Here is a 14,157-nt window from a genome sequence, read left to right on the forward strand (position 1 = left end):
AGGGGAGCGGGTTGGGGGACATTGCCCCAACCCGTTTGGTTTGGGTTGCCGGGCAAGGCGTCAGCCTGTGGCCGCCCCCAGCCTGCGCAAGGCCTCGTCAATGGCCTGGCGCACGGTGGCGGCGGTGTTACCGACGATGTTAAGCAGCGCGTCGGCGCTTTTCAGCAGTTCGGCGCGGGCGGTGTCGGGTTTGCCTTGGGCGATGGCGGTGGCCGCCCGCTGCGCGCTTTGGTAGGCGGGCAGGTAGGCTTTGTTGGTTTTGCTTAAGACCAGCAGTTGCGTTTTGGCGAAGTCCAAGGCTGGGGCATCGGTGAGCGGCACCGCCAAGCTGAGGCTTTGGTAAGGGTCTTGGGCACTGCCGTCGGCATGGATGTCCAAGCTGGCAAGGGACGTGCCTGTGCTTGGCAACCGCGCCCAGACCTGATGGCCCAGGCTGGCATCCGCCGCCAGCGTGAACGGCCAGCGCAGGCTGCCGTCGGCTTGCGCCGCGCCGCCGCCCAGGTCATAAACGCCAGCACCGCCCGCCAAGGCCAAGCCCAGCCAGCCCGTGGCGGGTTGGCTGCCGGCGTTGTGCAGGCTCAGGTTCAAGGCGATGACGTCACCGGCACGGTAAGCGGGTGCGGGGCTGACATCGGCGAGCAGGTCCAGCAGCAATTGGCTGAACTCGCCAGTGCCAGCCGTTTCCAGCAACGCGCCTTGCGCCAACAGGTCGAAGCCCAGGTAGGCGGCTTTGCCGCGCCCGTAGGTTTGTACCGTGACGGCGCAGTCGGCGGCTTTATTTTTGGCATCCAGGAATTGCCCCAACATTAGGGCCGTTAACGGACGGATGCGGTTGACCGGACAGGCGGTGGCAAACGGTTTGCCGAACGCGCCGTAGCCGGGCGAAGCCGGAACCATCAAACCGTAAGCCGTGCTATGGCCAACATAGTGCAGCCCCAACACGTTATCCAGGACATTGTTGCGTTGGTCATGGTCGCCGCCGACCAGTAGCCCCAAGCCGTGGTTGACCGCTTCGCGCAGTTCTTTCTGCACGGATTCGTCCAGTTTGACTTGTGCCGACAGCAGCGCATGGAGGCGGTAAGCCCCGCCACGCAGGGCACGGGTATAGGCATCGTCGGTGTCAACGATGGCGTACTGCCAACCGGCGGCCTCCAACACCCTGCCCAGATAGGCGCGTTCGGCCTGTTGGGTTTGGCAGGCGGCATCGCCTTCGTGGCCGTCGCCATGTTCGTCATTATCGTGACCGCTGTCTTCCTCGCTTTCGTGGCCATCGCCATGCCCGTGGCCGTCCGAGTGACGGTCATCATCGTCTTCCTCCTCATGGCCACTGTCATGATGGCCGCCATCGTCATCGTCATCGTCATCGTCATGCTTGCACTCCTTGTCCAACGGGTCGAGCAGCACCAGCAGGCGCCCGTGTCCGCCAAGTTCCAGCGTGCCGCGCAGGTCGATGGTAGCCTTGGCCGGTGTGATGGCGACACTGACCAAAGCGGTGGCGCACACTGTGGTGTCGGGTGCGGGCAGGCAGACTTGGTAGCTGAAGCTGTCATTACCTTGGTAACCGCTGGCGGGGTTGTAGGTGTAATCGCCAGTGGCGTTGAGGCTTGCCGTGCCGTGGCTGGCGGGGCTTTGCAGCGTATACAGCGCACCGGACGGGGCGATGTCATTGCCGGACACGCTGCCTCCGACGCTTTCGCCCGCTTGGGTCGTGGCACTATCGGCCACGGCGGCAGGGCCCACCGCCACGGTGAGGGTGGCGGTGTTGGTGGCTTGATGGAGGCTATCCTGCACCCGGTAGCTGGCTTGGGCAAGGCCGCTAAAGGCGGAGTCGGGGTTGAACAGGACGCTGCCGTCAGCTTGCCGCGCAAACACGCCTTGGCCTGCCACGCTCAAGCTAGTGTCGATGGTAGCGGTGGCGGGGTCTAAATCCAGCGTGGCGGCTGTGAACCCCATAGTGCCGGGGCCGGCCAGGTCATTGGCCAGCGGGGTCAGGGTGACGGCCTGTGCGTGGGCGGTGCCGGCACGGTCAGCGGTGGCGACGGACGGCGCACCGTCAATGGCGAAATCCAGCGCAGTGAGGGCGGTGATGTGGGTGGTGACGTCAAGGCTCCCGTCCGCGACGGCATCGGCTACACCGCTTATTATTTCACCTGTGTACGACCAGCCTGCAGGCAGGGCGGCTCCGGTGGCGTTGGCCGCCGTGGACAGCACCAAGCGGTAGGTAGTAACCCCAGGTACGGTGAGTTGGTAACTGCCATCGGCTTGCACAGGGGCGCTGGCAACCACCAGGCCGCCCTGGCTTGCAGTCACCCACAGCCCGCCAGCATCGGTGCCGGGTTCGTCCGCCGTTTGGATGCGGTCATGGTCAAGGTCGTGGAACACATGGCCATTAAGGGTGATTTGCGGTGCGATGGCGGTGAACGGCGCAGCGGCGACATCTTTGGCCGTGCCGTCCACGGTGGCGCGGAGCACGCAGGCGTAATGGCCGGGCAAGAGGTTTGCCGTGTCGACGCTGCGGTCAAGATGGTCGGTTTGCCCGCCAGCCAGATCAACGGTACGGTCAGCTTGGCTGACGAGAGTGGCGGTGTCGGTGTCGAGGTTGACCAGCAGGCCGGACACTGCCAAAGCGCCGGTGCCGCTGGCGGATTGGTTGCTGAGGTCTTCCGCGCAGGTGAGCGGTGTGCCAATGACTACCGGGTTGGGGCTGGCGGCAACGCTGCCGGCCAAGCCTTGCAAGGTGGTGCGGACGACGCTGAAGGTATTGCTGAAGCTGTCCATGACGGCATTGTCTTCGGCGCGGTTGATGGAGACCGCCACCTGGTAGGTGCCACTGGCGGCATCCGCCAACGCGAAGCTGAAGCTGGCGGGGAGGCTGCCGCCCGCCGCCAGATCGGCTATGTCCGTTGTCCCGGCATAGACCACGGTGCCGTCCGGTGCGGTGACGCTGACCGCCACGACGGTGGGCGGCAACAAGGCGTTGGTGGCGGTGTTGCTGATAAGGCCATCCAACTGCACACTGTCCCAACCACCATAGATCAGCTTGTCGGGGCTGAGGGTGGCGGACAGTGCGGGCGTCTGCGGGTCTTGGACAATAGCGAACGGAACGCTGCCATCGGCAACTTGGCGTCCGGCGGTGTCGTAAAGGGTGGCCTGGAGGTGGTAATCGCCAATCAGGAACAGCCCGGTGCCCCATAGGGCGGGATAGGCGACAGTGCTGGTGCCGGCTTGGCCGTTGATGGCAATACTCGGTAAATCCTGTACCGGGAAGCCGTCGGCATCGGCGACGCTAAGGCGCAGTTCGCCGTCGAATGGCTGGACACCGCCGTTGCTGACATCGACGGTGATGTGGACGGGCGACAGCGGGCCGTACTGGCTGGCATCCAGTTTGGGCGCCAGTTGCATGGCGCTGCTGGCCAGCACGTCAGGGATGGCCAGCGGGGTGCGCACGGTCTGCCCGGGCACGAAGCTGTTGTTGAATTCGATGTAGGCTGACTCGGCGATCGGGCGGGACTCGCCTTCGGCCATGCCCTTGAGCAACAGCCCCAACTGGATTTGTGCGCCTTTGTTGTCGACCTGGCTCAGCTTCCAGACATGCTCGAAGCGGCCGCCGCCCAAGTCGGTGGACTGGCTGGGGGCGGGCGTGAGGGCGGACACACCGACATCGCCACGGGTGACCAGATGGACATCGGCGTCAATGCCGCCGCAGACCAGCGGGAAGGAGAAGATCTTGCCGTTGTTCAGATCCGTCCAGATCAGCAGCCGCTGGCCGAAGCGGTCATAGTACAGCACGTCCATGTCGGACATCGCGGGGTCGTAGTCGGGGCCGTAGAGGACTTGGCGTTCCTCGCCCGTGTCGCCGACTATTTGAAGCAAAGTATCCTCTTCTTTATTTGTATTCTTGAAAGGATAGTCAGTCCAAGGTGCATAGAGCAGGTTATTGGAGCAGTCTGCAATGACATTCACCCCTTCAAATTCAAAAATGGCTTGCGGACGATGGTCAGCATAGCGTTTGCCGTCAGGGCTGATTCGGAGAACTTTATGGTAACTCCGCAGAATTCCATCTTCATCATAATGGGTTACTAAATTGGAAGTTGGGATATAGAAATATCCATAGGCATCAATGGTAAGTCCGCGGGCATTGGAGATACCGGTTTTGGTGACCAATTCCACCTGCCCATCGGGATGGATGCGCGACAAAATGTTGCCCGCATCCACCGTGTAAAGCAATCCGTCAGCCCCTATTGCCAGCCCTTTGATGGCGAAGCCGACACTGGCAAATGGGGTCACCGTCCCATCAGGGGCGATTCTCAGCACGGTACCGGTATCTGTCGTCGCATTAGGATAGGCATACAAATTGTCTTGGTTGTCAATGGCCAAACTGCTGCCTAATGCGTAACCCGACATGAAAGTGGACAAAGTTCCGCTAGGGCTAATACGTACAATACTGGAGGTAGTCGAGGCATTAGTGGCGTAAATATTGCCTTTAGTGTCGGCGGCAATGCCTCTTCCGGTGGTTTTTGATGAAGCCGCCAAGGTGGTGCCGGACGGGTCGATGCGGGTGATGCTGGTGGAATCGGCGCCAAACAGCTGGATAGTGGTCTGGTCGTCTTGATCACCAGGATGTACGGTGGGTTGGGACACCGTGATATCGCCGTGGGCGTTGGGGCCGACATGCAGGGTGTTCGCCAACGCGCCGTATTCGGCATGGGTATCCACGGTGAGTTCGGCTTGGAAATCACCGCTCAGGGTCGGTGTCCAACTGTCAAAATCTAGGGATATGGCGGCATCGCCAAGAGCCAACGGCGGCAACATGACGGTGCGGGTATAGATTTCTTCACCGATGTCGGTAGGTGGAGTCGATAGGGATAGTTTCAATATTTCGTCGTTCAGCAAAGAATTGGTATAGTCAACCACCGCCCTCAATTCAAAATTGGAATTCCAAACGATTCCTTGCGTTAATACGGGTAAAGCAGAAGTCATTTCACGACGACCTCTATTAGGAGCAATCAAGGCCAATTTGTATCCCCCATAAATGACAGCTATAGTTCCATTAGGAGCAATGGCGAAAGTTCCCAAAGAAGGCAAGAGAGTTTGGACAGTTTCCAAGGTGTTGTCGGATGTGATTCGAAAAATAGCCCCAATTGAGACATCGCCAACATATAATCTTTCTTGGTCATCGGCTTGTATTTCCGACAGATTGGTAAAACCAGTTAAAGGCAGTTTGGTTTTGATGCCGGTAGGTGTTATTTTCCATACGCCATTGCTAGCTGCCGCAATATAAACCGTCCCGTCCGCCAATACTTCAAGAGCACGGCCAGCTACTCCTGTTCCTATTCTTTGGCGGGAGCCATCAACTGACAGTCGATCATAGTTACCACCTCCACCGTTAAGAACGTAAATGTCTCCGTTTGATGCCACGTCCACGTCGATAGGATTGGAAAATCCTGAAGCAATTTGAGTTATTCCACCATTGGTTTCTATGCGGCTTAACGTGCCTGGATAGTGAACCACATATAAATTGCCTGCTGCATCCTTATCTATTGCTTGTGGATTGATCAAGCCATTGCCTTCGATAATTTTCTCAATATCCAAGACATTATTGTTGCTCTGGTAGCCTTGGTTTTTCAGCCTGACCTTGAGCGTCGCCGTGCCACCTGCCAAATCCAAATTGCCCCGGTTGCTGACCTTGGCTGTGATATGCACGGGTTGCTGGGCGGCCAGTTGCGCGATGGGCGGGTTGAACTCGACCGAACCGCCAATAGTTTTGGTGGGCTGGATGTCGAACGGGACGCCACGCTCGGCGAGCAATTGCCCGGTCACGCCGTCATAGGCCTGGACGGTGAGGCTGTAGCCGCCAGGGGCGGTGGCGCCGTTATGCCAGTCGATGTTGGTGGCGAGGCTGCCGCTCCCGGGCACGGTTTCCAGCGCGTCGGCGGCGTTGCCGCCAAGCGGGATGATCCGTGCCGGAAATTCGTCGATCACTTGCCCCGCCACAGTGGTGATGATCCCATACAGACGTACGCTGCGGTCGGTGCTTTTGGCGTTGGCGAGCTGGATGTCGGCTTCGATTTTGCCATGGGCCAGGAAGCTGGGGTGGTTCAGCACCAAGGAGCGGATGTCAATGTCTCCGCCAGCGGCGCGTTCCAAGGCCACGTTCAGGGTGGACAGCCCGGCTTGCGCCAAGCTGATGTCGCCTTGGCGGCTGAGGTAGCCGACCGCGCTGATGCTGACGCTAAACTGGTTGGCGCCAATGCCTTCGATCCGGTAAGAACCGTCGGCGGCGGTCTGCACCCGTTTGCTTTCGCTGGCGATGGTGACCACGGCGCCGGCCAGTGGTTGGCCGCCTTGGCTGTCGGTGACCACGCCCGCCAAGGTGTTGCCGTTGGCGGTGGCAAACGGCAGGCGGATAGTGCCCAAATCGGAGGTGCCAGCGGACGCGGTCAAGGACAGGCGCAGGCCTTGGTAACCGGCCCTGTTCACATCCAGCACCCAAGCCCCTGGCGCCAAACCTTCCAAGCGGAATTGCCCGTTGCCATCGGTCATGGCGGTGACAGTGCTGCCTGCGACCACCACGGAGGCATCCGATAAAGGCTGGTTGCTGGCGGCATCGACGATAGTGCCAATCAGGGTGGCTTGGGTCGGTACGGTGGCAGATTCGGTCAGCAGGCCTGGGGAGAAGGTGAGCGTGGCCCCGGCGGTGAGGGTGGCGGTTCCGGTCGCGTCCCGATAGCCCGGGGCGGAAGCGGTGACGCTGATGTTCCCGGTAGGGGCGACGATACGATAGGCGCCCAAGGCGTTGGTCACCGCCGATGTGGTGCTGCTGCTGCCGGTCAAGTTGATGTGGGCATTGGCAATCGGGTTGCCGGTGGCGGCATCGGTGATGCTGCCAGTGACAATGCCTTCATCTTGGGCGCCGGACAAGGACGGCAGGCGGATCACGCCCATATCGGAGGTGCCGGCCGGGGCGGTCAGCGTAATGTGGGCGGAGCGGTAGCCCGCCAAGCTGACATCCAATTCCCAATTGCCCGGTTGCAGGCCGGTCAAGCCGAAGCCGCCGTCGGCATCGGTGACCGTCCTGAGCGTGCCGCCGCTGACGGCGACATCCACGTCCGACAAGGCTTGCCCGCTATCGGCATCTACCACTGTCCCCAAAAGGCTAGTGGTGGTGGGCGGTGTACCGGAAGCTTCGGTCAGGCTGGGCGACAAGGTCAAGGTCGCCCCGGCCATCACGGTGGCCTCCGCTGTTGCGGTCAGGAAACCGGACGCCGCCAAGGTGACGGTGTAGGAACCGGCTGGCACCACTAGGCGGTAAGCGCCCGCCGCGTCGGTCAGCGTCGTGTTGTTGCCGTTGGCCGTAATGGCGACCCCAGCCAGCGGCTGGTGGCTAGCGGCGGCTGTGACAGTACCTGACAGGATGCCCGCATTGCTGGCGACCGTCAGGCCGACGCTACCAACCGCCGCCTGCTGTCCGGCATCGACCAGCGCCGTACGGTTGGCATTGGCGTAGCCGGTCAAGGCAAAATCGAAACCATGGAGGCCAGGGGTAATGCCCGTGAGCAGGAATTCGCCGTCGGTTCCGGTAAGGGCCGATTGCCCGCTGTCCGCCGTCACTTGCACGCCCGCCAAAGGCAGGCCGCTGAGTTGGTCCACGACGTGGCCCGTCACCGATCCGTTCCACGGGGATGTTGTCCCGCCACCGTTCTTGATGGCCTGCAAGGCGCGTGCCGCCAAGGCGGTCTGGTAGACATCCTGCCCCCAAGAGCCGTCACTCAATTGCGCGTTTTGTAAGGCTTGGATGGCGTTGCTGTAAGGTGTTGTGTCGGTGGTGGCCGGGATCAGCGCCAGTAACGTCCAGGCCGTGTCCATCGTGCTACCCCAACCGCCTGTGCCGGCTTGCGCGGATTGCAGGAAAGCGGTTGCCTTGCCAATGGCTTGGGTCAGGTCATAACGCAGGCGTAGGCTGTGCAAGGCCATTAAGGCGGATGCCGTGGTATAGGTCGCCCCCTGCCCGTAAGGGTTTTGGGTAAAGCTGCCGTCGGCGTTTTGTTGGTTACGCAGGTAGGCCACCGCCGCCGAGATCACGGCGGTAGGGCTGGCATTGGTTTTTGCCAAGGCCTCCAACGCGAAGGCGGTGTCCAAGGCGTTGCTGGTCTGCTCCGGTGCGCCGCCAAAACCGCCGTCGGGGTTTTGGTTGGCCTCCAGGCTGGCCAGCACGCTGGCCGCCGGGCTGCCGGCCTCGCTATGGGCAATGAGGGCACGGGATAGGTATTCGGTGACGGGCTGTCCGGTGGCGGTGTCCAGGAAAGCCAGCGAGCTTGCCAGGCTGCCGTTCGTGGCAGAGAGTGCCTGTTGGGTGCGCAGGGTTTCGGCAGTGGCCTGGACAGGGGTGGCGATATCGTCAGGGCGGGCGTAGCTGCCGTCCGTTTGCAGTTGGCCGTTAAGCCATGACAGCGCCGCCGTATTGGCCATCCCAGGCATAGGCAACAAGGCCAGCAACCAGAGCAGGGCAGTGATGGCTAGGGCGGTTGGCGCGGGCATGGGGGGGTTGCGGCGGGTGGCTTCCTTTTTACGGAGGCTCATGGATGTCAGGCAAGTGGCGGTCATCTGCAAACAGTCCTTTCGGTAGATGTGTTAGGTTAATGGAAGCCGGTAACGCGGAAATAGTAACCTATGGCACGGGCGGGTGTCTGCTGGTTTTCTAGCGCGTTTGTGAAGGAAGTTCCGCAGCCGTGCTGTTTTTTATATTTTTGTGATGGAAATCACGTTTATTATGGCATCCGGCGAATTTGGCTACCGTGCCGGGAATATAGGGAGGTCAAACAGCGTGAAACATGACCAGGGATTGTGGTGGACATGCGCCATCTTCAGTACGTTTTTTTAAAAATAGCCAGTGCTTGCTGATTATATTTTTAATGGGGTAGCTCTGGCTTCCCCCGCTTTTTTGTAAGATCCATCATCTCCCTGCCCAATCTTCCATACCATCAAGATCTAACTCAATCCTCATCTAATCTTAATCAAACCCCACCGTTTCCCCTCATTTTGTCCCTGTAAGCTTTACCTAAACGTAGCGACGGGTGCTTGCACCGCGTTGTTTGGGGATGGATGGTTTTCACCGTCCGTCATTGGGTAAAGACAGTATAGGAGTTTAGTGAAATGCCACTGGGTTTAGGTAATATTTTCAACGGGCTCATCAAACAATACGGGCACACAGTGATCCTGTTGCTGCGGTTTATCGACATAGCCATGCTGGTTGGTGCCGCTTGGGTCTCCCATTATTTTTGGTTGCGCCAATGGGACATCGATCAGGATTACCGGATCGTGATCTCGTTGGGTGTTTTGGCGGCCATCATCTTTTTTGAGATCGGCCAGGTGTACCGTCCTTGGCAGAATGATGCGATGCGCGGCGAAATTGCCCGCATTGTCAGGGCGTGGGCGTCGGCCATCGTTTCGGTGATCGCCATTGTCGCCTTGGTGCGCTTGCATTTCTGGTTTGGTTCCAGTTACCGCTGGATCGCCACTTGGTGGGGCTTGGGCTTGGTGTCCGTGCTCGCCGCCCGCAGTGTGCTTGCCAGCCTGTTGCAATGGCTGCGGGCCCGTGGTTGGTCGCAAGGGCGCATCATCATGGTCGGTTTGAACCAGATGGCGATTATGTCCACCCGGCAGTTGCGCCGTTCTTCTTGGGCGGGCCTGCAGGTGGTCGGCTATGTCGACGACCATTGTGAAGGCACGGTTACGGATGGCGATTTGTCGTTACCTTATCTGGGCAAACTGGGGGATTTGGCCGACATCGTCATGAAGGAAGCCATTGACGAAGTGTGGATCGCTTTCCCTCCCGAAGCGTTGGCTGAACGCGCGCAGCATGAACTGCGGCACTTGCCGGTCAGCATCCGGCTGGTCATCGACTGTTTTACGTTCAAGCAAAGCAAGTTCCTCAGCCTGAACACCGTCGCAGGCATACCGACCCTAGATGTTTCGGTTTCACCCCTGCACGGCGTCAACCGTTATATCAAAGAAATTGAAGACCGCTTCCTAGCCTTTTTCCTGCTGGTGCTGATCAGCCCCTTGCTGATGGCCATCGCCATCGGCGTCAAGCTTAGTTCCCCCGGCCCCGTGTTTTACAGGCAAGTGAGGGTAGGGTGGAACAACCGCAAATTCACGATGCTAAAGTTCCGTTCCATGCCGACGGATGCGGAAGCCAAAACTGGCGCGGTGTGGGCCAAGCCTGGCGAAAACCGTGCGACCCCGTTTGGCGCTTTCCTGCGCAAGACTAGCTTGGATGAACTGCCGCAATTGATCAATGTGCTGTTGGGCGATATGTCCTTGGTGGGCCCGCGGCCTGAAAGGCCCGATTTTGTCGAGGTGTTCAAAGAGCAAGTGCCCAATTACATGAAAAAGCACATGGTCAAGGCGGGCATCACCGGCTGGGCGCAAGTCAACGGCTGGCGCGGCGACACAGACCTGAACCAGCGCATCGAACACGATTTGTATTACATCCAGCATTGGTCGCTGTGGTTTGATCTGGAAATTGCCTTCCGCACCGTGCTGACCGGCTTCATCAATAAAAATGCTTATTAAGCCGAACAAGCCATTGTCCGCGAAAAACAACCGATTTTTTGAATTAAGGATACATTGCCATGTTTAGATTATCTCCCTTAGTGCTGGTTTTGGCTTTGTCGGCTTGCTCTTGGGTACCCGGCATGAAAATGCAAGCCGACAATAACGTATCGGAACTGGAAGTGCCGGTCATGAAAGGGGGCAGGATGGTCAAGGAAAAGACCCGGATTGTCCCGATCACCGCCGATTTGATTATCGCTAGGGAAAACGCCCGGCAGCAGACCGTCAATAAGTTGCCGCCCGTTGACCCGGACAAGACGGCCTACCGCATCGGCCCGCATGACCGGCTGCTGGTGACCGTTTGGGAACACCCCGAACTGAACGATCCCGGTGGCGAGAAGATCATGCCCGAATTGGCCGGGAAAGTGGTCGATGATGACGGCAATCTGTTTTATCCCTATGTCGGCGACCTCCCTGTCGCCGGGAAAACCGTCAGCGAGGTCAGGACGCTGTTGACGCGGGAGCTTTCCAATTATTTCAAGAAAGTCAAACTGGATGTCCGGGTGCTGTCGTTCCAAAGCCATCGGGCGGCCGTCGTCGGGGAAGTGAAAACGCCGGGCGTGCAGGCGATGAACGAGACGCCAATGACCGTGGCCGAAGCGATCAGCCGTGCCGGAGGGGTGACCGAGGACGCCGACATGAGCAATGTCGCCTTGGCCCGTGACGGCAAGCTTTACAAGATCGATGTGCTGGCGCTGTACGAAAAGGGCAATTCGACCCAAAACCTGCTGCTGAAGGACGGCGACGTGCTGAATATCCCCAATAGCAAGGACAACAAGGTGTTCATGATGGGCGAAGTGGGCAAGCAACAAGCCCTGCAAATGAACAAGGACAGGATGACATTGGCGCAGGCCTTGGCGGAAGCCTACGGTGTCGATTTTAATTCATCACGGCCAGAGGACATTTATGTGATACGGCCTGGCGACATGAACCCCGAAATTTTCCAGTTGGATGCGGAATCGCCCGACGCCCTGATTTTGGCTGACCAGTTTGCCTTGCAGCCACATGACACGGTTTTCGTGGGCACGGCGGGTGTGACCCGGTGGTCACGCGTCCTCAACCAAATCCTGCCGGGATCGTTCACATCCATCATGTCGCGTGCCGCGTTCGTGGGTATGTAGATGGGACATCCCCCTTTAAAAACGGGGACGCCTGGCTTTTCCAACAATTGGGATATAAAAGATCATGTATTCACAAAACGAACCCCCCGCATTGCCGCCGCTTAACCCGGCCAAAATTTTGGAGCAGGGTGTCAGCATCCGCGACATGATCGACTTGCTGTTAGAAGGCAAAAAAATCATTTTTTCGGCCTTAGGGGCGGTGCTGCTGGTGACGGTGGTGTATTTGTTGCTGGCCCCGCGCACCTACAAAGCCGATGCCTTGTTGCGTATCGACAAGAACAAAGCCTTGCTGGCCGCGCCCTTGCATAGCGAGGCCAACCAGTCGCCCACCGAAGCCGATAGCCCACGGGCGCAGCGTGAAGTGGAAATCCTGCGTTCCCGTTCGGTGCTGGGCAAGGTGGTCGATGACCTGAATTTGGTGGTGGAGGCCTCGCCCGATTATTTTCCGGTGATCGGTGAAACCTTGGCGCGTCGGCATGACGCCCATGATGGCATTGCCACGCCATGGCTAGGCTTAAGCCGCTGGGCTTGGGGCGGCGAAAAACTGAAGGTCGCCTCTTTCGAGGTGCCAGACCGCTATTTGGACAAGGAATTCACCTTAGTCGCGCTGGAAGCGGGCCGCTTCCGTTTGCTGGGGCCTAAGGATGAAAACTTAGGCGAAGGGCGGGTCGGCGAAACGGTCACCGGCGATATGGGCGAAAAAGTCCCTGTGGGTATCAAGATCGACGAACTGGCGGCCAATCCCGGCACCCATTTCGAGTTGGTTCGGAAAACCTCGCTGGCGGCCATCGAAACGTTGCAAAAGGCGTTTTCCGTCAAGGAAGTGTCCAAGGACACCGACATCCTCAGCGTCGAGCTTAAGGGCAGGGATCCTGAGCAACTCGCCAAATCGGTCAATGACATCGCCACGATTTATGTCAACGCCACGGTCAGTTGGGAATCTGCCGAAGCCGGGCAAAAACTGAGTTTTCTGGAAAGCCATTTGCCCATCGTCAAGGAACGTCTGGAGAAGGCCGAGCAAGGCTTGAGCGCGTACCGGCAAAAACATGGCGCGGTCGACATAAGTGCCGAAGCCGAAATCCTGATGAAACAGGCTTCGGAAATGGAGACTTTAGGCATCCAACTGAAGCAAAAATACGACGAGCAGAGCCAACGCTTGGAATCGGCACACCCTGACATGGTCGCCACCAATGCGCAAATCAGGCGCGTCAATAACAAATTGGCGACCTTGGAAAAACGCATCCGGGACTTGCCGCGCACCGAGCAGAGCGTGGTCAGTTTATCCCGTGACGTGCAGGTCAACACCGAACTGTACACCTCGTTGCTGAACAGCGCCCAAGAACAGCGCATCGCCGCCGCAGGTTCGCTAGGCAACTCGCGCATCGTCGATTTTGCGGTGACCCCGGAAAAGCCGTATTGGCCTAACCCCAGCCTATTGTTGGCCATCGCCAGCCTGTTGGGCTTGAGTTTGGGGTCGGCGTTGGTGTTCCTGCGGCATTCTTTGCAACGCCACGACAATTACCCGGCCTTGCTGGAATACCAGGTCGGCTTGCCCTTGTTCGCCGCGATACCGCATAGCAAAAAACAACGCCGCTTGGCGAAGCTGGTCGACCAGGGCAAAGACCGCGAACCGGGCATTTTGGTCAGCCAAGACCCGTTGGACATTTCCGTCGAATCGTTGCGCGGGCTGCGGACCACCTTGGAAACCACCTTGGCGCACCACGAAAGCAAAGTGATTATGGTCAGCAGCCCGGCGCCGGGTATGGGCAAGTCCTTTGTCAGCACCAACTTGGCGGCCTTGTTGGCGAGCATCAAAAAACGGGTGCTGGTGGTTGACGCCGACATGCGCAATGGCCGTTTGCACGAGACCTTTTCGGTGGCCAAGGAGCCGGGCCTGTCGGATTTTTTGGCGGGCAAGGTGTCGCTAGGCGAGGTCATCATCAGCCTGCCGGAGGTGGGCGTGGACTTTATCCCGAGGGGCAGCATGAGACTAGACCCCGCAGAATTGCTGGTGTTGGGCAACTTGGCGGAAACCTTGGGGCAGTTGAAGAGCTTTTACAACCATATCGTCATTGACTCGCCGCCGATTTTGGGGGCGACCGACGCGGCCATCTTGGGCAAGCACGCCGACGCGACCTTTTTGGTGGTCAAGGAAGGCCGCTACACGGCGCAGGAATTGGAAGTCAGTTTCCGGCGTTTCCAACAAGCTGGCATCAAACCGAATGGCTTTATTATCAATGACATGAAAGAAGGCTCGTCTTACTACCCCTATTATGGCTATGCCTATAACCGTAGGGAAAAGGACAGTAAAAGTGGCGCGCCGTGGGCGGCGATGGGCGATTGGTTCGGCAAACGTGACGGCAATGCGTACCTGCCCCCTATCGAATTGGCCGAAACTACGGATGACAGTGTCGGGGCTTAA

4 protein-coding genes are annotated in these 14,157 nt (G+C 59.0%); 3 read left to right on the plus strand and 1 reads right to left on the minus strand.

The window, feature by feature from the left end; genetic code table 11:
• Positions 1 to 60: 60 nt before the first annotated feature.
• A complete protein-coding gene (locus METMI_RS0115025) occupies positions 61 to 8,604 on the minus strand; it encodes a carboxypeptidase regulatory-like domain-containing protein (RefSeq protein WP_019867116.1) in 8,544 nt (2,847 codons plus the stop codon).
• A gap of 549 nt (positions 8,605 to 9,153) precedes the next feature.
• On the opposite strand from METMI_RS0115025, the gene METMI_RS0115030 reads away from it, so the two are divergent.
• The 3 genes from METMI_RS0115030 (at position 9,154) to METMI_RS0115040 (ending at position 14,157) form a co-directional block, all read left to right on the plus strand.
• Positions 9,154 to 10,575 carry an undecaprenyl-phosphate glucose phosphotransferase gene (locus tag METMI_RS0115030; protein ID WP_019867117.1) on the plus strand — a complete coding sequence of 474 codons (1,422 nt, stop codon included), beginning with the start codon at positions 9,154 to 9,156 and terminating at the stop codon, positions 10,573 to 10,575.
• A gap of 59 nt (positions 10,576 to 10,634) precedes the next feature.
• Complete coding sequence (locus METMI_RS0115035) at positions 10,635 to 11,735, plus strand: polysaccharide biosynthesis/export family protein (protein ID WP_029151727.1); 1,101 nt, start codon at positions 10,635 to 10,637, stop codon at positions 11,733 to 11,735.
• Positions 11,736 to 11,799: 64 nt separating this feature from the next.
• Positions 11,800 to 14,157: a polysaccharide biosynthesis tyrosine autokinase gene (locus METMI_RS0115040; RefSeq protein WP_019867119.1), complete on the plus strand. Its 2,358-nt coding sequence runs from the start codon at positions 11,800 to 11,802 to the stop codon at positions 14,155 to 14,157.

This window comes from Methylovulum miyakonense HT12, from assembly GCF_000384075.1.
Taxonomy (GTDB): domain Bacteria; phylum Pseudomonadota; class Gammaproteobacteria; order Methylococcales; family Methylomonadaceae; genus Methylovulum; species Methylovulum miyakonense.

Excerpts from the sequence above, each read along its gene's own strand:
- METMI_RS0115025 (WP_019867116.1), bottom strand. The coding sequence starts at position 8,604 with ATGACCGCCACTTGCCTGACATCCATGAGCCTCCGTAAAAAGGAAGCC.
- METMI_RS0115030 (WP_019867117.1), top strand. The coding sequence starts at position 9,154 with ATGCCACTGGGTTTAGGTAATATTTTCAACGGGCTCATCAAACAATAC.
- METMI_RS0115035 (WP_029151727.1), top strand. The coding sequence starts at position 10,635 with ATGTTTAGATTATCTCCCTTAGTGCTGGTTTTGGCTTTGTCGGCTTGC.
- METMI_RS0115040 (WP_019867119.1), top strand. The coding sequence starts at position 11,800 with ATGTATTCACAAAACGAACCCCCCGCATTGCCGCCGCTTAACCCGGCC.